General features: G+C 63.1%; 20 protein-coding genes and 1 tRNA gene. 15 read left to right on the top strand and 6 right to left on the bottom strand.

What is annotated here, in order from left to right:
• Positions 1–43: 43 nt before the first annotated feature.
• The 3 genes from P5705_RS07055 to P5705_RS07045 are packed head-to-tail and all read left to right on the top strand — an operon-like array spanning position 44 to position 4,061.
• A complete protein-coding gene (locus P5705_RS07055) occupies positions 44–1,315 on the top strand; it encodes a YeaH/YhbH family protein (RefSeq protein ID WP_213659292.1) in 1,272 nt (423 codons plus the stop codon).
• Entirely contained in the window at positions 1,312–2,880 is a 1,569-nt protein-coding gene (locus P5705_RS07050; RefSeq protein ID WP_277460154.1) for a SpoVR family protein, read from the top strand. Before P5705_RS07055 ends, P5705_RS07050 begins: the two co-directional genes overlap by 4 nt.
• Before the next feature lie 53 nt (positions 2,881–2,933).
• The gene (locus P5705_RS07045) at positions 2,934–4,061 is read left to right on the top strand and encodes a multifunctional CCA addition/repair protein (RefSeq protein ID WP_277460153.1); all 1,128 of its coding nucleotides are present in this window, start codon (positions 2,934–2,936) and stop codon (positions 4,059–4,061) included.
• A gap of 68 nt (positions 4,062–4,129) precedes the next feature.
• On the opposite strand, the gene folK is transcribed toward P5705_RS07045, so the two are convergent.
• The gene (gene folK / locus P5705_RS07040) at positions 4,130–4,639 is read right to left on the bottom strand and encodes a 2-amino-4-hydroxy-6-hydroxymethyldihydropteridine diphosphokinase (RefSeq protein ID WP_277460152.1); all 510 of its coding nucleotides are present in this window, start codon (positions 4,637–4,639) and stop codon (positions 4,130–4,132) included.
• Positions 4,630–4,986, bottom strand: a complete 357-nt coding sequence (folB, locus tag P5705_RS07035; RefSeq protein ID WP_277460151.1) for a dihydroneopterin aldolase — start codon at positions 4,984–4,986, stop codon at positions 4,630–4,632. Before folB ends, folK begins: the two co-directional genes overlap by 10 nt.
• Before the next feature lie 74 nt (positions 4,987–5,060).
• On the opposite strand from folB, the gene plsY reads away from it, so the two are divergent.
• Positions 5,061–5,630: a glycerol-3-phosphate 1-O-acyltransferase PlsY gene (gene plsY / locus P5705_RS07030; protein ID WP_277460150.1), complete on the top strand. Its 570-nt coding sequence runs from the start codon at positions 5,061–5,063 to the stop codon at positions 5,628–5,630.
• A 21-nt stretch (positions 5,631–5,651) separates the two neighbouring features.
• On the opposite strand, the gene tsaD is transcribed toward plsY, so the two are convergent.
• On the bottom strand, positions 5,652–6,677 hold the full coding sequence (gene tsaD, locus P5705_RS07025) for a tRNA (adenosine(37)-N6)-threonylcarbamoyltransferase complex transferase subunit TsaD (RefSeq protein ID WP_277460149.1): 1,026 nt from the start codon (positions 6,675–6,677) through the stop codon (positions 5,652–5,654).
• A 205-nt stretch (positions 6,678–6,882) separates the two neighbouring features.
• Here tsaD and rpsU point away from each other — a divergent pair, with 205 nt between their 5' ends.
• From rpsU to P5705_RS07000, 5 genes are all read left to right on the top strand, one after another.
• Positions 6,883–7,098 (top strand): 30S ribosomal protein S21, encoded by a 216-nt coding sequence (rpsU, locus tag P5705_RS07020; RefSeq protein WP_003255575.1) that lies wholly within the window; start codon positions 6,883–6,885, stop codon positions 7,096–7,098.
• 278 nt (positions 7,099–7,376) lie between these two features.
• The gene (gene dnaG, locus P5705_RS07015; RefSeq protein WP_277460148.1) at positions 7,377–9,359 is read left to right on the top strand and encodes a DNA primase; all 1,983 of its coding nucleotides are present in this window, start codon (positions 7,377–7,379) and stop codon (positions 9,357–9,359) included.
• Positions 9,360–9,426: 67 nt separating this feature from the next.
• Positions 9,427–11,277, top strand: coding sequence for an RNA polymerase sigma factor RpoD (gene rpoD / locus P5705_RS07010; RefSeq protein ID WP_277460147.1), 1,851 nt, complete (start codon positions 9,427–9,429; stop codon positions 11,275–11,277).
• A gap of 119 nt (positions 11,278–11,396) precedes the next feature.
• Positions 11,397–15,140 (top strand): bifunctional diguanylate cyclase/phosphodiesterase, encoded by a 3,744-nt coding sequence (locus P5705_RS07005; protein WP_277460146.1) that lies wholly within the window; start codon positions 11,397–11,399, stop codon positions 15,138–15,140.
• A gap of 17 nt (positions 15,141–15,157) precedes the next feature.
• Positions 15,158–15,234: transfer RNA gene (locus P5705_RS07000), tRNA-Ile, on the top strand.
• A 182-nt stretch (positions 15,235–15,416) separates the two neighbouring features.
• On the opposite strand, the gene prfH is transcribed toward P5705_RS07000, so the two are convergent.
• On the bottom strand, positions 15,417–16,037 hold the full coding sequence (gene prfH / locus P5705_RS06995) for a peptide chain release factor H (protein WP_043863775.1): 621 nt from the start codon (positions 16,035–16,037) through the stop codon (positions 15,417–15,419).
• Positions 16,037–17,173: an RNA ligase RtcB family protein gene (locus P5705_RS06990; RefSeq protein WP_277460145.1), complete on the bottom strand. Its 1,137-nt coding sequence runs from the start codon at positions 17,171–17,173 to the stop codon at positions 16,037–16,039. The genes prfH and P5705_RS06990 overlap by 1 nt, the downstream gene beginning before the upstream one ends.
• Before the next feature lie 471 nt (positions 17,174–17,644).
• On the opposite strand from P5705_RS06990, the gene P5705_RS06985 reads away from it, so the two are divergent.
• Positions 17,645–18,106, top strand: coding sequence for an Lrp/AsnC family transcriptional regulator (locus P5705_RS06985; RefSeq protein WP_277460144.1), 462 nt, complete (start codon positions 17,645–17,647; stop codon positions 18,104–18,106).
• Positions 18,107–18,124: 18 nt separating this feature from the next.
• On the opposite strand, the gene P5705_RS06980 is transcribed toward P5705_RS06985, so the two are convergent.
• Positions 18,125–18,415, bottom strand: coding sequence for a DUF3077 domain-containing protein (locus P5705_RS06980; protein ID WP_011531820.1), 291 nt, complete (start codon positions 18,413–18,415; stop codon positions 18,125–18,127).
• Positions 18,416–19,103: 688 nt separating this feature from the next.
• Here P5705_RS06980 and P5705_RS06975 point away from each other — a divergent pair.
• The 5 genes from P5705_RS06975 to pqqB all read left to right on the top strand — a co-directional run bounded on the left by P5705_RS06975 (position 19,104) and on the right by pqqB (position 25,310).
• Positions 19,104–20,786, top strand: a complete 1,683-nt coding sequence (locus tag P5705_RS06975; RefSeq protein WP_277460143.1) for a flavin monoamine oxidase family protein — start codon at positions 19,104–19,106, stop codon at positions 20,784–20,786.
• Between the two features lie 17 nt (positions 20,787–20,803).
• A complete protein-coding gene (locus P5705_RS06970) occupies positions 20,804–21,598 on the top strand; it encodes a carbon-nitrogen hydrolase family protein (protein ID WP_277460142.1) in 795 nt (264 codons plus the stop codon).
• Between the two features lie 171 nt (positions 21,599–21,769).
• On the top strand, positions 21,770–24,106 hold the full coding sequence (gene pqqF, locus P5705_RS06965; RefSeq protein ID WP_277460141.1) for a pyrroloquinoline quinone biosynthesis protein PqqF: 2,337 nt from the start codon (positions 21,770–21,772) through the stop codon (positions 24,104–24,106).
• A 147-nt stretch (positions 24,107–24,253) separates the two neighbouring features.
• Positions 24,254–24,325 (top strand): pyrroloquinoline quinone precursor peptide PqqA, encoded by a 72-nt coding sequence (gene pqqA, locus P5705_RS06960; protein WP_003243383.1) that lies wholly within the window; start codon positions 24,254–24,256, stop codon positions 24,323–24,325.
• 73 nt (positions 24,326–24,398) lie between these two features.
• The gene (gene pqqB, locus P5705_RS06955; protein ID WP_277460140.1) at positions 24,399–25,310 is read left to right on the top strand and encodes a pyrroloquinoline quinone biosynthesis protein PqqB; all 912 of its coding nucleotides are present in this window, start codon (positions 24,399–24,401) and stop codon (positions 25,308–25,310) included.
• The last annotated feature ends 24 nt before the right edge of the window (positions 25,311–25,334 follow it).

Raw genomic sequence — 25,334 nt, 5'->3', positions numbered from 1 at the left:
CGTAGCTTGAAGCTTGCAGCTGTATCCCGCTACCGGAGGGCCCATGAGCTACGTAATCGACCGACGCCTGAACGGCAAGAACAAGAGCACGGTCAACCGCCAGCGTTTTCTGCGGCGGTACCGCGAGCACATCAAGAAAGCCGTCGAAGAGGCCGTGAGCCGCCGCTCCATCATGGACATGGAGCATGGCGAACAGATCAGCATTCCGGGTCGCGATATCGATGAACCGGTACTGCACCACGGTCGTGGCGGCAAACAGACCATCGTCCACCCCGGCAACAAGGAATTCACCGCCGGCGAACACATTGCCCGCCCCCAGGGTGGCGGCGGCGGTGGCGGGCGCGGCAAGGCTGGCAACTCCGGCGAGGGCATGGACGACTTCGTCTTCCAGATCACCCAGGAAGAGTTCCTCGAGTTCATGTTCGAGGACCTTGAACTACCCAATCTGGTCAAACGCCACCTGACCGGTACCGACACTTTCAAGACCGTGCGCGCCGGTATCGCCAACGAAGGCAACCCCTCGCGCATCAATATCGTACGCACATTGCGCTCGGCCCACGCGCGGCGCATCGCCCTGACCGGCAGCAGTCGCGCCCTGTTGCGTGAAGCACAAAAGGAGCTGGATCGGCTGAAAGTCGAAGAGCCGGACAACTTCACCGACATCCAGGAAACCGAGATCGAGATCGAACGCCTCAAGGCGCGCATCAACCGCCTGCCGTTCCTCGACACCTTCGACCTCAAGTACAACCTGCTGATCAAGCAACCCAACCCCAGCTCCAAGGCGGTGATGTTCTGCCTGATGGACGTCTCCGGCTCCATGACCCAGGCCACCAAGGATATCGCCAAGCGCTTCTTCATCCTGCTGTACCTGTTCCTCAAGCGGAACTACGACCGCATCGAGGTGGTGTTCATCCGTCACCACACCAGTGCCCGCGAAGTGGACGAAGAAGAGTTCTTCTACTCCCGCGAGACCGGCGGCACCATCGTTTCCAGCGCGCTGAAAATGATGCAGGAGATCATGGCCGAACGTTACCCGGCCAGTGACTGGAACATCTACGCCGCCCAGGCCTCGGACGGCGACAACTGGAACGACGACTCGCCGATCTGCCGCGACATCCTCGCCAACCAGATCATGCCGCATGTGCAGTACTACACTTATGTCGAGATCACTCCACGCGAACACCAGGCGCTGTGGTACGAGTACGAGCGCATAGGCGAAGCCTATCCGGACACTTTTGCCCAGCAGCAGTTGGTATCGGCCGGCGATATCTATCCGGTCTTCCGTGAACTCTTCCAGCGCAGGTTAGCCACATGAGCGCCAGAGAACAGAGACGCCAACCCATTTCCGTCGGTTCGGAGTGGACATTCGAGCTGATCCAGACCTACGACCGCGAGATCAGCCGCCTGGCCGCGCGCTACGCGCTGGACACCTACCCGAACCAGATCGAAGTCATCACCGCCGAGCAGATGATGGATGCCTATGCCTCCGTGGGCATGCCCCTGGGGTATCACCACTGGTCGTATGGCAAGCAGTTCCTCAGCACCGAGAAGTCCTACAGCCGTGGGCAGATGGGCCTGGCCTACGAGATCGTGATCAACTCCGACCCGTGCATCGCCTACCTGATGGAAGAGAACACCATGTGCATGCAGGCACTGGTGATCGCCCATGCCTGCTATGGCCACAACAGCTTCTTCAAGGGCAACTACCTGTTCCGCACCTGGACCGATGCCAGCTCGATCATCGATTACCTGGTGTTCGCCAAGCAGTACATCGCCCAATGCGAGGAACGCCACGGCATCGACGCCGTGGAAGACCTGATCGACTCCTGCCACGCCCTGATGAATTACGGCGTGGACCGCTACAAACGCCCCTATCCCATTTCTGCGGAAGAGGAGCGCCGCCGCCAGAAGGAGCGTGAAGAGCATCTGCAACGGCAGATCAACGATCTTTGGCGCACCATCCCCAAAGGCGCGGAGAAAGGCAGCGAGAAGGATGACGCGCGTTTCCCGGCCGAGCCACAGGAAAACATCCTTTACTTCATCGAGAAACACGCTCCGTTGCTCGAGCCCTGGCAGCGTGAAGTCGTGCGCATCGTGCGCAAGATCGCCCAGTATTTCTACCCGCAGCGCCAGACCCAGGTGATGAACGAAGGCTGGGCGACCTTCTGGCACTACACGCTGATGAACGACCTCTACGACGAGGGTTTGATCACCGAAGGCTTCATGATGGAGTTCCTCCAGTCGCATACCAGCGTGGTGTTCCAACCCGGCTTCGACAGCCCGTACTACAGCGGCATCAACCCCTATGCCCTGGGTTTTGCGATGTACACCGACATCCGTCGCATGTGCGAGCACCCAACTGAAGAGGACCGCCGCTGGTTCCCGGAGATCGCCGGCAGTGACTGGCTGTCCACCATCAAGTTCGCCATGAGCAGCTTCAAGGACGAGAGTTTCATCCTGCAGTACCTCTCACCGAAGGTGATCCGCGACCTCAAGCTGTTCAGCATCCTCGACGACGACCAGCGCGACGACCTGCTGGTACCGGCGATCCACGACGAAGACGGCTACCGGACCATCCGTGAGCAACTGGCCGCCCAGTACAACCTGGGCAACCGCGAGCCCAATGTGCAGATCTGGAGCATCGACCGCCGTGGTGACCGCTCCCTGACCCTGCGCCACCAGCAACACAACCGCAAACCACTGGGCGACTCCACCGACGAAGTGCTCAAGCACCTGCACCGCCTGTGGGGCTTCGATATTCACCTGGAAACCGTACAGGGCGACCAGATCATGAAGACCCACCACATGCCGCCCCGCAGCGAACATGGCGAGGCCGGTGAGTACGGGCGCATGGACCTGGCCGTGGTTCATCACCTCTGACCCTCCCCCATGCGTGCCGACACGGTATCCTGTCGGCACTCATGGAGGTTCATATGCAGATCTACAAAGTTGGCGGCGCCGTGCGCGACCGCTTGCTCGGCCGCCCGGTCAGCGACGTCGATTGGCTGGTGGTCGGAGCCACGGTCGAACAGATGCAGGCCCAGGGCTTCCGCCCGGTGGGCGCCGATTTCCCGGTGTTTCTTCACCCCAAGACCGGTGAGGAGTACGCCCTGGCCCGCACCGAGCGCAAGAGTGGGCGCGGTTATGGCGGGTTCACCTTCCATGCCAGTCCGGATGTGACCCTGGAGGAAGACCTGATCCGCCGCGACCTGACCATCAACGCGATGGCCGAGGACGAGCACGGCAACCTGCATGACCCCTACCACGGTAAAGTTGATCTCGATCAGCGCATTCTTCGCCATGTTGCCCCCGCGTTCGCCGAAGATCCCCTGCGTGTCCTTCGCGTGGCACGTTTCGCCGCCCGTTATGCGCCGCTGGGTTTTCGCGTGGCCGATGAGACTCTGGAATTGATGCGCCAGATCGCAGGCTCGGGCGAGTTGCAGGCACTGACCGCGGAGCGTAGCTGGAAGGAAATCGAACGCGCCTTGATGGAGGAGCAGCCCCAGGTCTTCATCGAAGTGCTGCGCGCTTGCGGCGCCCTCGAGGAGTTGATGCCGGAGGTCGACACCCTGTTCCAAGGCGACGCCGGTCAGGGCGTTCATATGCTTGCTGTGTTGCAACAGACCGCAGTACACAAGCAGCCGCTTACAGTGCGCTGGGCCTGCCTGCTGCTTGCTCTTGAAGAGAAGCAGATCAAGGCGGTCAACCAACGCTTCAAGGCACCCCGCGAGTGCCAGGAACTGGCGATGCTGGTGGGTGAATTCCACCAGCACGGACACCGCGCCCTGGAGCTGCCAGCTGAAACGCTACTGGAGTTGCTGCAAAAGTTCGACGTGTACCGGCGCCCACAACGTTTCGAGGAATTCATCGAGGCGTGCAGGATGGATGCCTTGCTGGAGGGCCGGGATTATCCACAGGGCGAGCACTTGCGGGGTGCGGCAGCAACAGCCAGGGCGGTGGATGTGAAGCCGTTGATGGAAAGCGGGTTGACGGGCCAGGCACTGGGCGGGGCGCTCAAGGCCGCGCGGCTCAGCGCGCTACAGGCTTTCAAGGCCAACTGATCTGTTCGCCGGCAAGCCGGCTCCTACCTGACCGTGTAGGAGCCGGCTTGCCGGCGAACCGCTTCGGATCAGATCCGGGTCAGCTGCAAACCCCGCCATTCGAACGGCACTGGCGCCAGCACCTGCTCGATGCTCGCCTCATGCCACAACTGCCCCATGGGCTTGCCCGCGCCCGGATGCACCAGTTCCGGCGCCAACAGCGACAACGGCCACAGCACAAAGGCGTTCTTCAGGATCTCCGCCCGAGGCAGCACAAGCCCGTTGAACGTGCCATGCAGGTCGTCGTACATCAACACATCGATATCCAGCGGCAGGCCCTTGCGGTCCGGCGCATAGCGGCCATTGTCCGCTTCGATGAACTTGAGACGACGATCGAGCTCCAGCAGCGGCAGATCGGTCTGCCCACGCACCACCAGGTTGTAGAAGGGCCCGCTCTTGATGCCCACGGCCTGGCTTTCGAACACCGCTGAACAGTGCATGTCACTGAGAATGCCCGCCAGCGCATCAAGCCCCGCGCACACATGCCGTTCGCGGTCGATGTTACTGCCCACCCCCAGGTAAACCGTGCTCAGAGACATCCGCGCTCGATCTCCACGCCAACGCCGCCACGGGCCGCAGGCACCGCGCCCGGCTTAGTCAGTTTCAGACGCACCCAAGGGATGTTGAACTCGTCCATCAGCACCGCCACCAGGCGCTCAGCGAAGGTCTCTACCAGTTCGAAGCGCGCCTGCTCGGCAAAGGCCTGGATACGTGCTGAAACGCTGGCGTAGTCGAGGGCCAGTGACAGGTCGTCACCCGCGGCGGCCGGGCGGTTATCCCAGGCGAAACTAAGGTCCAGGCGCAGGCACTGGCGAATATCCCGCTCCCAGTCATAGGCACCGATGACGGTATCGACTTCCAGGCCTTCGATGAACACTCTGTCCAAGCACTTCTCTCCACAGCACGACAAGGGCGACGGGCGCCGTTAGAATCAGGGCGTCCTCGCCCGGAATAGTTAGCATGTTTTGGTCACTGGCGCTGCTTGCCTACCTGCTCGGCTCTCTGTCCTTCGCCATCCTCCTGAGCCGCCTCACGGGCAGCCCGGACCCGCGTTCCAGTGGCTCGGGCAACGCCGGCGCAACCAACATGCTACGCCTGGCAGGGCGCAAGCTGGCGATCCTGACGTTGCTGGGCGACCTGTGCAAGGGCATGTTGCCCGTGCTGTTGGCTCGCCAGGCCGGCCTGGATCCGCAGGAGCAGGCCTGGGTGGGCATCTGCGCGGTGCTCGGCCACCTGTTCCCGATCTACTTCCGCTTCCAGGGTGGCAAGGGCGTCGCCACTGCGGCCGGCATGCTCATGGCCCTTTACTTCCCGGCAGCACTGCTGGCCATCGGCGCCTGGCTGCTGACCTTCTACCTGACCCGCACCAGCTCGCTGGCCGCCCTGATCGCCACGCCACTCACCCTGCCACTGCTGGCCTGGCGCGAGCCCGAGGCCTTGCTGCCAATGACGGTGCTCACCCTGATGATCGTATGGCGACACCGCAATAACCTGCGCGACCTGTTCGCCGGGCGCGAACGCCACTTCTGACGCCCGCCTCCCGGCCGCATCTCACACGGGAGGCAACTGCTCCATCGGCCAGCGTGCCTGGACACTGATCGCCAGGTCCTGCTGCTGACCGGCCAGAAGGCGCTGGCAGCCCGCATAGGCAATCATCGCGCCGTTGTCGGTACAGAAGCGCGGGCGCGCGTAATAGACGTTGCCCTTGATGCTGGCCAGCATCTCCTCGAGAGACACGCGCAGGGCTTTGTTGGCGCTCACGCCACCGGCGATGACCAGACGCTTGAGGCCGGTCTGCTTGAGGGCGCGCTTGCACTTGATGGTCAGAGTTTCCACCACCGCCTGCTGGAACGCCAGGGACACGTCGCAACGGGTTTGCTCGTTGTCGTCCCCGGCGTCGCGGCATTGCTGCCAGGTGTTCAGGGCGAAGGTCTTCAGGCCACTGAAGCTGAACTGCAGGCCAGGCCGATCGGTCATCGGCCGCGGGAACACGAAACGCCCCGGCGTACCCTGTTCCGCCAGGCGCGCGATCTCCGGGCCACCCGGGTAGTTGAGGCCGATCAGCTTGGCGGTCTTGTCGAAGGCCTCGCCAGCGGCGTCATCCAGGCTCTCGCCCAGCAGCTCGTATTGGCCGATACCATCAACCCGAACCAACTGCGTATGGCCACCCGAGACCAACAAAGCGACGAACGGAAATTCCGGTGGTTGCTCCTCGAGCATCGGCGCCAGCAGATGGCCTTCCATATGGTGCACGCCGATCGCCGGAATATCCCAGGCGAACGCCAGCGCCTGGGCGCAAGATGCACCCACCAGCAGCGCGCCGACCAGGCCAGGACCCGCGGTGTAGGCGATGGCGTCGATCTCGGTGGCGACGCAGCCGGCCTCTTGCAGCACCTGGCGGATCAGCGGCAACATGCGCTTGACGTGGTCGCGCGAGGCGAGCTCGGGGACTACACCGCCATAGACGCGGTGCAGGTCGATCTGGCTGAACAGCGCGTCGGCCAGCAGGCCGCGTTCGCTGTCGTATAATGCGACGCCAGTTTCGTCGCAGGATGTTTCCAATCCCAGTACTAGCATGGGTCCGTGCCTTGTGGAGGCTGAATTCGAAGGCGCGCATGATAGTCCCCGCACCTTGTGCCGACCAGCGGTTTTCGATCAGAGGCTTTGCATTCCTGCCAGCTAAGGGTTAACATCCGCAACCCTTGAAAACCGACGTTCTCCAGCACACCTTATGTTTTGCCAGGAGCACGTCTACCCCGGTAATGAATTAAGGTAGCCCTGGATGCCAGCCGTCAAAGTTAAAGAGAACGAACCCTTCGACGTAGCTCTGCGTCGTTTCAAGCGCTCCTGCGAAAAAGCCGGTGTACTGGCTGAAGTTCGTAGCCGCGAGTTTTACGAGAAGCCGACCGCCGAGCGTAAGCGCAAAGCCGCTGCCGCTGTTAAGCGTCACGCCAAGAAGGTTCAGCGCGAACAGCGCCGCGCCGTTCGCCTGTACTAATACAGGCGTTCTACGCAAAGCTTCTGCCCCGCCCGGCCTCGTGCCGGGCTGATGGCAGCGGTCGTTTCAAACCCTTGGCCATGCGCCTTGGGTGCCCCGGCACAAGCCATGGGCAACCTGCCTCAACACGTCAGAACTGGTCTTTGACCAGGCGTGCACGTCTTCTCTGACGAGCCCTTCCCGGGCTGGTGACGAGCACAACACCTCTTCTGCGACACCCCACGCCAAACCCGCGCACAAGCGTTTAGACTTGCCAGTTGCCAGATGACGAGACTGCCATGGCCGGGCTGATTCCCCAGAGCTTCATCGATGACCTTCTCAACCGCACCGACATCGTCGATGTGGTGAGTTCGCGCGTCCAGCTGAAGAAGACCGGCAAGAATCTCTCCGCCTGCTGCCCGTTTCACAAGGAAAAGAGCCCCTCCTTCACCGTCAGCCCCGACAAGCAGTTCTACTACTGCTTCGGCTGTGGTGCCGGTGGCAACGCGCTCGGCTTTGTCATGGACCACGACAACCTGGACTTCCCCCAGGCGGTCGAGGAACTGGCACGCGCGGCGGGTATGGAGGTACCACGCGAGGAAGGCCGCCGCGGGCAGAAACCGCGCCAGCCGACCGATTCGCCGCTGTACCCGCTGCTTGAAGCCGCCGCAGAGTTCTACCGCCAGGCCCTGCGCAACCACCCCACCCGCAAGGCGGCAGTGGAGTACCTGAAGGGTCGCGGCCTGTCCGGCGAGATCGCCCGCGACTTCGGCCTGGGCTTCGCGCCGCCGGGCTGGGACAACCTGCTCAAGCACCTGGGTGCCGACCCCCTGCAGCAGAAGGTGATGATCGACGCAGGCCTGCTGATCGAGAACGCCGAAAGCGGCAAGCGCTACGACCGCTTCCGTGACCGAGTAATGTTCCCCATCCGCGACAGCCGCGGCCGGGTGATCGCCTTCGGCGGCCGGGTACTGGGCGACGACAAGCCCAAGTACCTGAACTCCCCGGAAACGCCGGTTTTCCACAAAGGTCAGGAACTGTACGGCCTTTACGAGGCGCGCAAGCACAACCGCAACCTCGACGAGATCATCGTGGTCGAGGGCTACATGGACGTGATCGCCCTCGCCCAACAGGGCTTGCGCAACGCCGTGGCCACGCTCGGCACGGCCACCAGCGAGGAACACCTCAAGCGCCTGTTCCGCGTGGTGCCCAGCGTGCTGTTCTGCTTCGATGGCGACCAGGCCGGCCGCAAGGCCGCCTGGCGCGCGCTGGAGTCGACCCTGTCGAGCCTGCAGGATGGCCGCCGCGCGCGCTTCCTGTTCCTGCCCGAGGGCGAGGACCCGGACAGCCTGGTCCGCGCCGAGGGCACCGACGCCTTCCAGGCGCGTATAAACCAGCATGCCCAGTCACTGGCCGACTATTTCTTCGAGCAGTTGAGCAACGAGGCCGACCCCCGCTCTCTGGAAGGCAAGGCGCACATGGCCACGCTGGCCACGCCACTGATCGAGCAGGTGCCCGGTGCGAACCTGCGCCAGTTGATGCGCAACCGCCTGAAGGAAATTACCGGGCTCGATCCGCAGCAGATGGAGCAGTTGGCCCAGAGCGCGCCCGCTCCCAGCGTGCCGGACTACGACCCCGGCTACGACTACGACGCCATGGCCAGCTACACACCGGACTTTGGCGATCCGCACCAGCCCGACTACGCTCCGGCACAGCAGGAGCAGCGCCCGTGGACGCCGAACAAGGGCGGCGGCAAGAAACAGTGGGATGGCAAGCCGTGGGACAAGAAAGGCGGCAAGCCTTGGCAGCGTGATGGCCAGCGCGAAGCGCCACCACGGGTGCCTGCCCCCGTGGAACCACCGACATTGTCAGCTTTGCGCACCCTGCTGCATCATCCGTTGCTGGCCGGCAAGGTCGAGGACGCCGGCCACTTCGCCGACGAGAAGCAACTGTACAGCCAACTGCTGGTGGCCCTGATCGAAGCCGCGCAGAAGAATCCTAAGCTAAGCTCTATGCAGCTGATCGCACGCTGGCACGGGACCGAGCAAGGCCGCCTGCTGCGGGCCCTGGCGGAAAAGGAATGGTTGATCGATGCCGACAACCTTGAACAACAGTTTTTCGACACTATAACTAGTTTGTCCGCTCGCCAACGTGAGCGCAGCCTGGAACATTTGATCAGCAAGTCACGTCTAACCGGTTTGGACGAGGACGAAACTTCGAAGCTTCGCGACTTGCTCCGCCGCAATGTTCCCGCACAAAACCCGACCTCATCTGGCGCGTGAGGTCCATGCTCGGGTATAATCCTCGGCTTGTTTTTTGCCCGCCAAGACCTTCAGTGGATAGGGTGTTATGTCCGGAAAAGCGCAACAGCAATCTCGTATCAAAGAGTTGATCACCCGCGGTCGTGAGCAGGGCTACCTGACTTACGCGGAGGTCAACGACCACCTGCCAGAGGATATTTCAGATCCGGAGCAGGTGGAAGACATCATCCGCATGATCAACGACATGGGGATCAACGTATTCGAGAGTGCTCCGGATGCGGATGCCCTGTTGTTGGCGGAAGCCGACACCGACGAAGCCGCAGCCGAAGAGGCCGCCGCCGCGTTGGCGGCCGTTGAGACCGATATCGGCCGCACGACCGACCCGGTGCGCATGTACATGCGTGAAATGGGTACCGTCGAGCTGCTGACCCGCGAAGGCGAGATCGAAATCGCCAAGCGCATCGAGGAAGGCATCCGTGAAGTCATGGGCGCCATCGCTCACTTCCCGGGCACCGTCGACTACATCATCAGCGAATACGACCGCGTCACCGCCGAAGGCGGCCGCCTGTCCGACGTCCTCAGCGGTTACATCGACCCTGACGACAACATCGCCGCGCCGACCGAAGAAGTACCGATCCCAGGTGCCAAGGCCGCCGCCGCGAAGGAAGAAGAAGAAGACGACGACGAAAACGCCGAGAGCAGTGATGACGAGGAAGAGGCCGAAAGCGGTCCGGACCCAGTCGTTGCCGCACAGCGTTTCGGTGCCGTCAACGATCAGCTGGTCATCACCCTCAAGGTGTTGAAGAAGCACGGCCGCACTCACGCCGAAAGCATTGGCGCCATGCAGGCCCTGGCCGATCTGTTCATGCCGATCAAGCTGGTGCCCAAGCAGTTCGACGCACTGGTTGAGCGCGTACGCAGCGCCCTTGACCGCCTGCGCCAGCAAGAACGCGCCATCATGCAGCTGTGCGTGCGTGACGCTCGCATGCCGCGCGCCGACTTCCTGCGCCTGTTCCCGAGCAACGAGACCGACCAGACCTGGTCCGGCGACCTGGCCAAGCGCAACACCAAGTGGGCCGCCGCCCTGGGTGAGAAAGACGCCGCGATCGTCGCCTGCCAGCAGAAGCTGATCGACCTCGAGACCGAGACCGGCCTGACCGTCGCCGAAATCAAGGAAATCAACCGTCGCATGTCCATCGGCGAGGCCAAGGCCCGCCGCGCCAAGAAGGAAATGGTCGAGGCGAACCTGCGTCTGGTGATCTCCATTGCGAAGAAGTACACCAACCGCGGCCTGCAGTTCCTCGACCTGATCCAGGAAGGCAACATCGGCCTGATGAAGGCGGTGGACAAGTTCGAATACCGTCGCGGCTACAAGTTCTCGACCTACGCCACCTGGTGGATCCGCCAGGCGATCACCCGCTCGATCGCCGACCAGGCGCGCACCATCCGTATTCCGGTGCACATGATCGAAACGATCAACAAGCTCAACCGTATTTCCCGCCAGATGCTGCAGGAAATGGGCCGTGAACCGACCCCGGAAGAGCTTGGCGAGCGCATGGAGATGCCTGAGGACAAGATCCGCAAGGTCCTGAAGATCGCCAAGGAGCCGATCTCCATGGAAACGCCGATCGGTGACGACGAAGACTCGCACCTGGGCGATTTCATCGAGGACTCCACCATGCAGTCCCCGATCGACGTGGCCACGGTCGAAAGCCTCAAGGAAGCGACCCGCGACGTGCTCTCGGGCCTGACCGCGCGCGAAGCCAAGGTGCTGCGCATGCGTTTCGGCATCGACATGAACACCGACCATACGCTTGAGGAAGTCGGCAAGCAGTTCGACGTGACCCGCGAGCGGATCCGTCAGATCGAAGCCAAGGCGCTGCGCAAGCTGCGCCATCCGACGCGAAGCGAGCATCTGCGCTCCTTCCTCGACGAGTAAAGACGAACCCCGGCCCAGGCCGGGGTTTTTCTTATGTGACAAATGGTCGTGAACGGCGCCACGCCGCTGGCCGGATGCCCGTCTACACTCGATTCAGACCCCCTGATCGAGAGGCCGCTATGCCCTTGATGCCGGCCCTTCTGTTGCTGCTCCTGCTCGCCTGGAACACAACGGCCGGCGCGCTCACCCTGACTGACGAGGAACAAGCCTGGCTCAGCGCGCACCCGCAGCTGCGCCTGGGCGTCGACGCTTCATGGCCGCCTTTCGAATTTCGCGACCAGGAAGGCCGCTACCAGGGATTGGCCGCCGATTACATCGCCTTGATCCAGGACCGCCTTGGCATCAAGCTCAAGCCCATCGAGCCCAGCAGCTGGACCGAGGTGCTCGCACAAGCGCGCACGGGCCGCATCGACCTGTTGCCCGGGATCATGTCCACCCCGGAACGCCAGGCCTACCTGGCATTCACCCGCCCCTACCTGGACTTCCCGATCGTCATCCTCGCCCACAAAGGCGGCGCTCAACCGCGCAACCTGGAGGATCTCTATGGCTTGAAGATCGCCGTGGTGGAGAATTACGCACCCCATGAATTGCTGCGTACCCACCATCCGGACCTGAACCTGGTGGCCATGCCCAACGTCAGTTCCACGCTCCAGGCACTGGCCACGGATGCAGTGGACGCCGTGGTTGGCGACCTCGCCTCAAGTATCTGGAGCCTGCGCCAACTCAAGCTCGACGGCCTCTACGTCAGTGGCGAGACCCCTTACCGCTACCAGCTGGCAATGGCCGCGCCACAAGAGCAGAAGATCTTCATCGGCATCCTCGACAAGGTCATGGCCGACATGAGCAGCAGCGAGGTCAGCCATATCCAGCAACGCTGGGTGGGCAACGTCATCGACCAGCGCACCTTCTGGCACGACATGCTGCTCTACGGCCTGCCGGGCGTCCTGCTGCTGGTGGCCATCCTCGCCGTGGTGATCCGCATCAACCGCCGGCTCAGCTCGGAGATCTCCCGGCGCATCGCCCTGGAGCAGGAACTGCGCAGCAGTGAGTACCACTATCGCGGCCTGGTCGAGAGCCTGTCGGCGATTGCCTGGGAGGCCGACGCCAATGACTTCACCTACAGCTACGTCTCGCCCCATGCCGAAGACCTGCTCGGCTACCCCCTGGGCGAATGGCTCCAGCCCGGGTTCTGGCGCAGCATCCTGCACCCTGAGGACGCGCTCTGGGCCCAGGCCTACTGCGACAGCGAAACCGCGGCAGGGCGCGACCACAGCCTCGACTACCGGGTGATCCGCGCCGATGGCCATTCCCTGTGGGTACGCAACATCGTCAGCATGATCGAGCACGGCCACAAACCCTTGATGCGCGGCCTGATGATCGACATCAGCGAAACCAAGCACACTGAAGATGCACTGCGCCTGTCGGAACAGAAGTTCGCCTCGGTGTTCCAGCAATGCCCGGACATCCTGCTCATTGCACGCCACAGTGACGGCTGCCTGATGGAGGTCAACGAAGCGTTCGAGGAGCAGATCGGACTGGGCCCGGCGCAAGTACTTGGCCGCACGGCCACCGAACTTGGCCTGTGGGGCGTGGCCGGCACCGGCCCACTGTTGCTCGAACGCCTGCACCAGGGCGGTATCCGCAACCTGGAAATGACCTTCCGGCGCAGTAACGGCCAGTTGTTCACCGGCCTTGTCTCCGCCGAGACCTTCGAGCTGGACGGCACCAAAGCCCTGGTGGTGGCAGTTCGCGACATCAACCAGCTCAAGGAAACCCAGCAGCAGCTGCAAATATCCGAAGAAAAGTTTGCCAAGGCGTTCCACGCCTCGCCTGACGGGCTGCTGCTGTCACGTCAGAAGGATGGCCTGCTGCTGGAGGTCAACGAAGGCTTCTGCCGCCTGACCGGCTACGACATCAGCACGACCGTCGACCAGACCTCCCTCGACCTGGGCATCTGGGTCGACCTCAACGAACGCCAGCGCCTGGTCGAACAGCTCAACCGCGATGGTTTCGTCCGCGATTTCAGCTGCCATATCCGCCGCAGCGACGGGCAGATCCGCCTGTGCGAACTGTCTGCTCGGCCCCTGCCGATCGGCGGCGTCGACTGCATGCTGACCATTGCCCGCGACATCACCGAGCGCCACCTGATGCAGGAGAAACTGCAACTGGCCGCCACCGTGTTCGAGAACACCGCCGAAGGCGTCTTGATTACCGACACCGACCAGCGCATCAGCGCGGTCAACCGGGCCTTCAGCGAAATCACCGGCTACAGCGAGATCGAAGCCCTCGGCCAAACTCCGCGCCTGCTCGCCTCCGGCCAGCATGACAGCGCCTTCTACGCCGCCATGTGGCACCAGCTGAATGCCGAAGGCCATTGGCAGGGTGAGATCTACAACAAACGCAAGAACGGCGAGCTCTACCCCGGCTGGCTCACCATTAGCGCCGTGCGCAACAGCGAGCGCGAAACCACCCACTTCGTTGCCGTGTTCGCCGATATTTCCAGCCTCAAGCATGCACAGGCCAAGCTCGACTACCAGGCCCACCACGACCCACTGACCGGCCTGCCCAACCGCGCACTGTTCGAAAACCGCCTGCTTTCGGCCCTCACCTGCGCGCAAGTCTCCAACCGCCAGGGCGCCGTGCTGTTCCTCGACCTGGACCGCTTCAAGCACATCAACGACAGCCTCGGCCACCCGGTCGGTGACCTGCTGCTCAAGGGCATCGCCCAGCGCCTGAAAGAACAGGTGCGGGATGTCGACACAGTGGCCCGGTTGGGCGGCGACGAATTCATCATCCTCCTGCCCGGCCTGCACAAGCCCAGTGACGCCAGCGCCATCGCCAACAAGCTGCTGGCCTGCTTCCACGCCCCGTTCCAGGCCGGTGAACACGAGTTTTTCACCAGCGCCAGCATCGGCATCAGTCTGTATCCGCAGGACGGCAGCGATGTCGCCACGCTGATCCGCAACGCAGACGCCGCCATGTACCGCTCCAAGGCCAAGGGCCGCAACCGTGTCGAGACCTACACCCGCGACCTCACCGCCCAGGCCAGCGAGCGCATCGCCCTCGAGCACGAGCTGCGTCGCGCCATCGAGCGCAACGAACTGAGCCTGTACTACCAACCCAAGTTCAGCCTCAAGACCCAGAGCCTGGTCGGCGCCGAAGCCTTGATCCGCTGGACCCACCCCACCTTCGGCGAAGTGCCGCCCGAGCAGTTCATCCATCTCGCCGAGGAAAACGGCACCATCCTCCAACTGGGAGACTGGGTGCTGGAGCAGGCTTGCCGGCAGATGCACCTCTGGAAGAAGGCCTACCAGGCTTTCGGCCCCCTCTCGATCAACCTTGCCGGCGCACAACTGCGCCAGCCCAGCCTGGCCAAGCGCATCGAGCAACTGCTCAAGAGCTACCAGCTCAAGGCGGGCGACCTGCAACTGGAGATCACTGAAAACTTCATCATGAGCCAGGCCGAGGAAGCCTTGAGCGTGCTCCACCAACTCAAGCAACTGGGCGTACAGCTGGCCATCGACGATTTCGGCACCGGTTACTCCTCGCTCAGCTACCTCAAGCGCCTGCCGCTGGATATCCTCAAGATCGACCAATCGTTCATCCGCGGCCTGCCGGATGACCCCCACGATGCCGCCATCGCCCGCGCCATCATTGCCCTGGGGCGCAGCATGCAGTTGACGATCATCGCCGAGGGGGTGGAGAACCAGGCCCAGCAGCGCTTCCTCGCCGCCGAGGGTTGCGAGCAGATCCAGGGCTACATCGTCAGCCTGCCCCTACCGCCTGCGGAGTTCGCCGCTACCTTCCTTCGCATAGCACTATCAGATCTTTCGGATGGCACGGTATCGAAACCCTCGTTATAATCCGGCGCACCTACTGAGGGCCTATAGCTCAGTCGGTTAGAGCAGAGGACTCATAATCCTTTGGTCCACGGTTCGAGTCCGTGTGGGCCCACCACCTTCAAAGCCGCGCACTGCGCGGCTTTTGCGTTTTTGACGGGATCGCCTCAGATACGGAATGCTCATTTGCAACTCGTAAACCCGAGTGCGAGCCGGGTCCTTTCCTCATCCGTTTTTGTGGGGCCGGCATCGCCTACGCCGCCCGGCCTGACTTGTGCACGACGACTATTCGCACACAATCTACTCGTCAGCCGGCTCGAAGCGCTCGCCACGAAACACCCGACGTGGATTGCCACGCTCGATGCGGTGATGGAACAACCGCCGCTCCGCGCGCAGTTCGCTGTCGACCTGCTCTGCCTGTTGCGCCAGGCGTTGACCGATGAGCAGCAGCGCCAAGCGTTTGTTGGCGTGCTGGCTACGCTCGCTCTGTACCTTGACGCTGACGCCGCTGGCCAGGTGCGTGGCGCGCACTGCCGAGTCGGTGGTGTTGACATGCTGACCACCCGGCCCGGACGAACGCAAGGTCTCGAAGTGGATCTCGCTCGCCAATTCCGGTGCCGGTGGCGCAAACCGTGCGCCCCCAAAGAACCAGTTCTTGCGCGCATGCCCCGGCCGGTACGGACTGCTGCACGTCCATTGCAGCGAGCCCGTCCAGTGATCCGCCAGGCGCTCGGCCTGCTCGCCATCCAGTGCCAGCAACACCGAGCGCAAGGTGCCGCGCCGCGGCCCCGGCTCTTCTTCGAGTATCCGTACCGCCACGGCCTGGGCATCCGCTTCGGCCTGCAGCCTGAGCAATGCCTTGGCCACTGCCAGGGCACATTCTTCCGGCCCCTGAGCCGCCGAGAGTTGCAGTAGGATCATCAGCAGCACCCTCCGCGCGTCTTGTAGGTGAGCACCGGTTTCAGTCGTGCCAGCACGCGAACCAACCCCGCTTCACGCAAGGCACCCACCACCGAGTCGATAGCCTTGTAGGCCTCCGGCGCTTCCTCGTAGATCAGCGACCGGTCGGCGCAGATCACGCGGCTGCCTAGTGCCGTACGACTCAGTTGCTCGACGCTGTAGCGCGAGGCGAGGCGGTCCTTGCACTCGCTGCGCATCCATTTGCGTCCGGCGCCATGGGCCAGGGACAACAGGCTGCGCTCGTCGGCGATCGGCTGCACCAAATAGCTGTAGTCGCCGCGCGAACCAGGGATCACCACCGCCCCCTGATCCGACGGTGTGGCGCCTTTGCGATGCAGCCAACCATCGAGCCCGTCGACCTGCGCTGGCGACACCAGGTTGTGGTTGATGTCGAGCAGTACATCGCCATCGGCACGCAAGCGGTCGAGCATGCGCCGGGCAATCAACTGACGGTTGGCTTCGGCAAAACGCAGCGCGCCGTCGTGCCGGCCCAGGTAATGAGTGCTGGCCTCGCTGCCCGCCTCCAGTCCGTGATGACCGAACAGGTCGACCTGCTCACGCAAGATCGCCTCGCCCAAACCACGCGAGCCGCTGTGCACCAGCAACAGCAGGTGTTTGCGCTCGATGCCCAAGGCTGCCAGGGCCGCATCGTCGTAGTTTTCATCGAGTTGCTGCAGCTCGGCGAAGTGGTTACCACCACCAATGGTGCCTAGAGAACGCTCGTGCCCCGTGGCAGGCAAACCGAAGCTGGCGACGGCCTCCTGCCACGTCTCGTCAAGCGGCAGGTCGAGGTTGCCAAGGCGTTTCTCCAGCTTGTCCAGATGCAGCTTGGCGGTCGGAATGTCCGTGCGCCACAGCGCCATGCCACAGCCGATGTCATTGCCGACCAGCGCCGGGTACAAACGCCCCACGGAAAAGAATGCCGCGCCGACCGGATAGCCACGCCCCGGATGCAGGTCCGGCATGCCGGCCACCCGATGCATGCCCCCTAGGCGAGCGGTGGTTTCGAGTTGTTGGATCGCTTTTCCTTCGATCCATGTGTCGTCCGCGGCGACCAATACGGCGCCGTCGGACAAATTGCGAATGCAAGTGCCCATAGTCCAATCCTGATGGGTTGAAACAAAAAGATGTTCGGATTGGCAGGCCAGAGGCCGGGCGTTGCGGTACCGCTAACGAGTAGCGGCGAATGCGTTCAAGCCAGGCGCGACCTGCAAAGGGTGATCAACTGTTGCATGATGTACCTCCTTTGCTGTCGGGTGAGAGAAGGCGGGCATCTTAGGTGTGTAATTGCCACCTTGCAACAACCTTGATCACATTTTTACCAGGAGAACAACGTCATGGCCGAAAAAACCTGACCGCTCCGCGGTACGAAAAAACAATACACTGGCGGTACAGTGCCCAGCTTCCACCCATTTCGCCAAATTACGCTGAACACCAGTAACCACGCTACCCCCAGCTAACTATGCCTACGCTAAGCTACGCACAGTTTCACTGGGTTTGCAGCGTCAAAGCTTCACTTCCAGGCAAGGCATGGCTAGGCTGGCTTGCCGCCGAGCAAGGACCTCAGAATGCCTGACACCCGCCCCATCGCCCTCGACGAAATCGACCGCCAGTTGATCGCCCTGCTGCAGATCAATGCCCGCGAGAGCGTCGCCACCCTCGCCCGCCAGCTGGGCATCGCCCGCACCACCGTGAACTCGCGCCTGGCACGGCTGGAAAAGACCAAGGTGATCACCGGCTACGGCGTGCGCCTGGGCCAGCGCTTGATTGGCGGGGGCTTGCAGGCCTATGTGGGGATCAAGGTACAGCCGCGCTCGGGCAAGGAAGTGGTGCGGCGGCTATCGGCCATGGGGCAGGTGCAGCAACTGTGCGCAGTGAGCGGCGAGTTTGACTATGTCGCCTGGCTGCACAGTGATTCGCCCGAGCAACTGGACCAGTTGCTCGACCAGATCGGCAGCCTCGACGGGGTGGAGAAAACCACCACGTCGATCATCCTCAGCAGCAAGGTGGACCGGGGGCAGCCGGGCTGACTGCCCCGCGTCTTGCCGTCAGGCCTCCATGGCGTCGAGTAATCCCTCCAGCAATGCCCTGAGCGTTTCCGCCGAATGCAAGATCGACCAGATCATCGCCCGGTTCGCTTCGGGGGCGTGATGCAGGGCGTAGTTGTCGGCGATTTCCTGGATGGCTCGGGCGAGCATGCTGGCGTGGACCAAGGCGTCGGCGGCGTCGACGCCGGGGCGGACAGTGAAGATCGGTGGATGGCTGGACTGGCAGGTGCAGAAGGACTGCTCGGTGGTGGGGTTCAGCTTCAGGGGTGGGTCTGGGACGATCTTTTTCATAGCGCAGTATCCAAGTTGAGTCTGGGATAACTGCCCTCTGCATCCTTCTCACGGGATCAAGGTGGCAGCCGTACGCGGGGTGAGAATCCGGCCAACTTGGAAACCGGCCAGGCAAACGCCTGCCCGCGCAGGGCTGCCATAACGCACGCCTCGGCGCTCAAGTTGGTATCGGGTTCTCACGCCCGGTCACCGAATGTGCGGTGACCGGAAAAAGTTAACCGCGAAGAAGTACCTTGAAAGCCGGACCGAGACGACAAGACCTGTAGGATAGGTCCTGTTCACAATTACCTCTGTAGGACCAAACCGAATTTGAGGGGTAGTGAATATTCTTCTCCTCGGCACCACACCTTTGAATCCGAGGCGAGGGTGCGCCCTTTCAAGATGTACGACGAGGGTGTTGCAGCGCATTTGAAGCCCAGCGCCGCCCGCCGCGATGCGCCGCGCGGCCGCGATGCGCCGCGCGGGCGGCGCTCGATCTCAAGCGCGCTGCAAAACTATCGCCAGGCACCAAGGTGTCGCAGAAAAAGATCGTCAATACAGCGCACTAACAAGTCATTTCGACGAAACAAGCTGCATAACGACACCACTCTGCATCTTAATTACGATCGCCCCGCTTCATAAAATGGCCACCAGTCATTTCCTATACTCAGGCTCCGCCCCTGCGCAGCCTCCCTGGCAAGGTCACCCAATGAACAAGAAAAACCGCCACCCCGCCGACGGCAAGAAACCCATCACCATCTTCGGCCCGGACTTCCCTTTCGCCTTCGATGACTGGCTGGAACACCCGGCCGGCCTGGGCAGCATCCCCAAGCAACGGCATGGCGAGGAAGTGGCGATCGTCGGTGGCGGTATCGCCGGACTGGTGGCGGCCTATGAACTGATGAAGCTGGGCCTCAAGCCCGTGGTGTACGAGGCCTCCAAGCTGGGCGGCCGGCTGCGTTCGCAGGCCTTCAACGGCACCGACGGCATCGTCGCCGAACTGGGCGGCATGCGCTTCCCGGTCTCGTCCACGGCGTTCTACCACTATGTCGACAAGCTGGGCCTGGAGACCAAGCCCTTCCCCAACCCGCTCACCCCGGCCTCGGGCAGCACGGTGATCGACCTGGAAGGCCAGACCTACTACGTCGAGAAGTCCGCCGACCTGCCGCAGCTGTTCCACGAAGTGGCCGACGCCTGGGCCGATGCCCTGGAGAGCGGCGCACAGTTCGGCGATATCCAGCAGGCCATCCGCGACCGCGACGTGCCGCGCCTGAAAGACCTGTGGAACAAGCTGGTGCCGCTGTGGGACGACCGCACCTTCTACGACTTCGTCGCCACCTCGCGCTCCTTCGCCAAGCTGAGCTTCCAGCACCGCGAAGTGTTTGGCCAGGTAGGCTTCGGCACCGGCGGCTGGGACTCGGACTTCCCCAACTCGATGCTGGAAATCTTCCGCGTGGTGATGACCAACTGCGACGACCACCAGCACCTGGTGGTGGGCGGTGTCGAACAAGTGCCGCAAGGCATCTGGCGCCATGCGCCGGAGCGCTGCGCCCATTGGCCGGCCGGCACCAGCCTCAAGACCCTGCACAGCGGCGCGCCGCGTGCCGGGGTCAAGCGCATCGCCCGTGCCACCGATGGCCGCCTGGCGGTTACCGACAACTATGGCGACACCCGTCACTACGCGGCGGTGCTCACCACCTGCCAGAGCTGGCTGCTGACCACCCAGATCGACTGCGAGGAATCGCTGTTCTCGCAGAAAATGTGGATGGCCCTGGACCGCACCCGCTACATGCAGTCGTCGAAGACCTTCGTGATGGTCGACCGGCCGTTCTGGAAGGACAAGGACCCGGAAACCGGCCGCGACCTGATGAGCATGACCCTCACCGACCGCCTGACCCGCGGCACCTACCTGTTCGACAACGGCGACGACAAGCCGGGGGTGATCTGCCTGTCCTACGCCTGGATGAGCGACGCCCTGAAAATGCTGCCGCACCCGACGGAAAAGCGCGTGCAACTGGCCCTCGACGCGCTGAAGAAGATCTACCCGAAGACCGATATCGCCGGGCACATCATCGGCGACCCGATCACCATCTCGTGGGAGGCCGACCCGCACTTCCTCGGCGCCTTCAAGGGCGCGCTGCCGGGCCACTACCGCTACAACCAGCGCATGTACGCGCACTTCATGCAGCAGGACATGCCCGCTGAACAGCGCGGCATCTTCATCGCCGGCGACGACGTGTCGTGGACCCCGGCCTGGGTGGAAGGCGCGGTACAGACTTCGCTGAACGCGGTGTGGGGTATCATGAACCACTTCGGTGGCCAGACCCACCCGGACAACCCCGGCCCAGGCGATGTGTTCCACGAGATCGGACCGATCGCCCTGGCCGACTGAGCGAAAGGAGTAGCGCCATGCGCATCGCCCTGTTCCAGGGTACGCCCGGCCCGCTGGACGTGCCCGGCAATCTCGAGCGTTTGCATCACCAGGCCCAGCAGGCTGCCGCCCAGGGCGCGCAGCTGCTGGTGTGCCCGGAGATGTTCCTCAGCGGCTACAACATCGGCCTGGACCAGGTGGAGCGCCTGGCCGAGGCCGTCGATGGGCCATCGGCGATGACCGTGGTGGAGATTGCCCAGACTTACCGGATCGCCATTGTCTATGGCTATCCGGAGCGGGGCGAGGACGGCGCGATCTACAACAGCGTGCAGTTGATCGATGCCCACGGCAGCAGCTTGTGCAACTACCGCAAGACCCATCTGTTCGGTGAGCTCGACCGCTCCATGTTCAGCCCCGGTGCCGATCACTTTCCGGTGGTCGAGCTGAATGGCTGGAAAGTCGGGATGCTGATCTGCTACGACATCGAGTTCCCGGAGAACGCCCGGCGCTTGGCCCTGGACGGCGCCGAACTGATTCTGGTGCCGACGGCGAACATGGCGCCTTACGACTTCGTCTGTCAGGTGACTGTGCGCTCGCGAGCGCAGGAGAACCAGTGCTACCTGGTGTATGCCAACTATTGCGGTAGCGAAGGTGAGATCCGGTACTGCGGGCAGAGCAGCGTCGTCGGGCCGGATGGCGATGTGTTGGCGATGGCGGGGCATGAAGAGTGCCAGTTGTTGGCGGACCTGGAGCGCGAGCGTGTTCTGCAGGGGCGTAAAGCGTTCCCATATCTCACCGACTTGCGCCAGGAACTGCACGGGCATCGGGGCTAACCCCATGTCACGTAGGAGCGGCTTCAGCCGCGATGAGGGTATCGGGGTGTCTGGCACCCGCTACGCGGGTGATCGCGGCTAAAGCCGCTCCTACAGGGAGCACGTCAGATCAAGGGGATGGCTTTGCCGGCGAACACAGACAACCTCGCCATGGCGCGCTAGCATGGCGCCATGCCCGACACCCTTCGCCACCTTACCCTCGCCAACGGCCTGCAACTGACCCTGCGCCACGCCCCGCGCCTCAAGCGTGCGGCCGCGGCACTGCGGGTGCACGCCGGCAGCCACGATGCTCCGGCGAAATGGCCCGGCCTGGCCCACTTCCTCGAACACCTGTTCTTCCTCGGTACCGCGCGCTTCCCACTGGAAGTCGGGCTGATGCGCCATGTCCAGAACCTGGGCGGGCAAGTCAACGCCAGCACCCGCGAACGTACCACCGACTTTTTCTTCGAAGTGCAGCCCAATGCCCTGGGCGGTGCCCTCGAGCGCCTGTGCCAGATGCTAGCCGAGCCCGACCTCGGCCTGGACCGCCAGCGCCGTGAGCGCGAGGTGATCCATGCCGAGTTCATCGCCTGGTCGCGCAACCCCGAAGCCCAGCACCAGTTTGCCCTGCTCCAGTCGGTGTCGTCGCGCCACCCCCTCGCGGGCTTCCACGCCGGCAACCGGCACAGCCTGCCTTTGCAGGACGGCGCCTTCCAGCGAGCGCTTGAACATTATTATCGGTACTTTTACCTGGGTGGACAGATCACCCTGAGCCTGGCCGGGCCGCAACCACTGGACGCGCTGGAGCAACTCGGCCGGCAATTCGGCGGGCTGTTTGCGGCGGGCACTAGACGCGAGCGGCAAGCGCCGCCGGCCTTGCTCGACGGCCCCCTGCGTCCGCCCGTGGCCAGCGGATCACGCCACGACCTGCTGTTCGCCCATGAGGGCCTGCCACCCGCCGCGGAGCAGGCGCTGGATCTGCTGCTGGCCCTGCTGAATGACAGTCGCCCCGGTAGCTGGCTGGCCGAACTGCGTCAACGCGGTTGGCTGCAAGGGTGTCGAACACAGGTATTGCACGCCTTCTCAGGGCAGATGCTTTGGCATATCCAGTTGCAACTGTCTCCCAATGCTTCACCACGCACCGCGCAGGCCTTGCTGCAGGGCTGGCTGGGCTTCATCCGGCAGCAATCGACGCAACAGCTGAACAACTACTACAGCCAACTGCAACAACGCCGCGAACAGGCTGGCAGCGCCCTGGACCTGGCCCGGAGTGACAGTACCGGCCAGCCACTCCAAGGGCTCGACGAACAGGGCTTGGCAGCGCTCGGTAAACTCCTGGAGGCCTTGCCACACCAGCGCTCAGGCCGCTGGCAACTGCCGCCCGCAGAACCCTTGCTGGATGCTTCATTACCCGCTGGCGTCGCTCAACTGCCGCTGGGCCTGTCCATTGACAACAATCTGCCATCCACTCGACAGTTCGCCGCCTTGTACCTGCGCTGGCACATCCCCTCGCCCCTGCGCCGGCGCTTCCAGGCAATCCTTGAGCGCGCCCTGCAACCGCTGCAGGAGCGCGCCGAGCGGGTCTCGCTGCAGTTCGCTTTCAGCGCGAGCGGCGAGTGCTGGCAGTTGCGTGTCGCCGGACAACCCATGGCGGTGATCAGGTGCATCGAAGAAGCCCTCGGTATCATGCGGGCCCCGGCCACAAGGTACTGGCATGCGCCAGCAACCGTGCAACCGGCGCTGATCCCGATACGCGCTCTGCTCAAGGCGCTGCCGGATGCGTTGCTGCCGGGTGAAGCGCAAGCACAGCCATCCTGCCTCCTCGATTCGCCACTGCTCGACGCACTCTGGCAACAGGCCCGCTGGCGCGGCCTGGCGGTTGGTTTCGACGACCCGCAACTCGGCGCTCTGGGCGCGGCCTTGGTGGGGGTCATGGGGTTACCCGGCGAAGAACAACCTCCAGCAGGTGTTCACGGACGCCAGTGGCGCCAAGTTCCTACCCAAGGCAGCGAGCCCGCCGTGCTGCTGTTCTGCCCGCTCCCTACGGTACGGCAAGCCTGCGGCCGCCTGCTTGCGCACTTGCTGCAGGGCCCTGTCTATCAACGCCTGCGGGTCGAACTGCAACTGGGGTATGCGGTGTTTAGCGCGTTTCGCCAGGTCGAGGGCCACTCAGGCCTGCTGTTCGGCGTGCAATCACCTCAAGCCAGCCACGCACAGATCCTCGGGCACCTGCTCACGTTGTTGAACACAGGCGTGCGTCTCGACATCGACGCCCGCCAACGGCTTGCCGACCAGTTCGACGAGGCCGCCATGCCAAACGCAGAAGTCGCCGAGTGGGCCTGGCAAGCACATATGGCGACACAAAATCCGGATCTTTCCGAAATGAAGCGGTCTATTCTCTCTGTCGAGCAGCGGCAGCTGGATGCCTTGTTACAGCAATTGCTTGCCGCCGAACACGGTTGGCTGTGCCTGGCCAATGCCAGCGCCCCTGACGACCAGTGGCAGGCAACAGAATTGGATTGTTACTGAGAATGCAATGGCGCTTTTCGAATAATTAACCTTTCGGTACAAATTTTTCTTGTAAGATAGCGCAATCTCGGCCAATGAAATCGCCAATTACAGGTTATATCCAGCCGTCACCGTTCAACCCAAAACCCATCCGGAAGGAGTCATCCCATGTGGACCAAACCTGCATACACCGACCTGCGTATCGGCTTCGAAGTGACCATGTACTTCGCCAACCGCTAAGCAGTAATGCGGTTAAACGCCTCGGCCAGCCGGGGCGTTGTTGTTTTTCGGATACGGTTTGAAAAGGGTCGCCATGTACATCCAGATTCTCGGTTCCGCCGCCGGTGGCGGGTTCCCCCAGTGGAACTGCAACTGCGTCAACTGCAAGGGCTATCGCGACGGCAGCCTGCGCGCCAGCGCGCGCACCCAGTCGTCCATCGCCCTGTCCGACGACGGCGAGCACTGGATCCTGTGCAACGCCTCGCCGGACATGCGCGCCCAGTTGCAGGCATTCGCGCCGATGCAACCGGCCCGCGCCCTGCGCGACACCGGTATCAACGCCATCGTCCTGCTCGACAGCCAGATCGACCACACCACGGGCCTGCTCAGCCTGCGTGAGGGCTGCCCGCATCAGGTATGGTGCACCGACATGGTCCACCAGGACCTGACCACAGGCTTCCCACTGTTCAACATGCTCAGCCACTGGAACGGTGGCCTGGTGTGGAACCGCATCGAACTGGAAGGCAGTTTCGTCATCGAGGCCTGCCCGAACCTGCGCTTCACCCCCTTCCCCCTGCGCAGCGCCGCGCCGCCCTACTCGCCGCACCGTTTCGACCCGCACCCAGGCGACAACCTGGGGCTGCTGGTGGAGGACACCCGCACCGGCGGCAAGCTGTTCTATGCCCCGGGCCTGGGCCAGGTCGACGACAAGCTGCTGGAGATGATGGGCGGCGCCGACTGCCTGCTGGTGGACGGCACCCTGTGGGAGGATGATGAGATGCAACGCCGCGGTGTCGGCACCCGCACCGGCCGTGAGATGGGCCATCTGGCGCAAAACGGGCCGGGCGGCATGCTCGAGGTGCTGGATGGTTTCCCGCGCCAGCGCAAGGTGCTCATCCATATCAACAACACCAACCCGATTCTCGATGAGGACTCCCCCGAGCGCGCAGAAGTGCTTCGCCGCGGGGTGGAAGTCGCCTTCGATGGCATGAGCATCGAGCTGTGAGTGCTGGCCACAGGAGTCCGCTTG

The organism is Pseudomonas entomophila, assembly GCF_029478665.1.
In the GTDB taxonomy this organism is placed as follows: domain Bacteria; phylum Pseudomonadota; class Gammaproteobacteria; order Pseudomonadales; family Pseudomonadaceae; genus Aquipseudomonas; species Aquipseudomonas entomophila_F.
The sequence above is the reverse complement of the archived record's forward strand: the minus strand, read 5'-3'. Positions and strand labels throughout refer to the sequence as shown.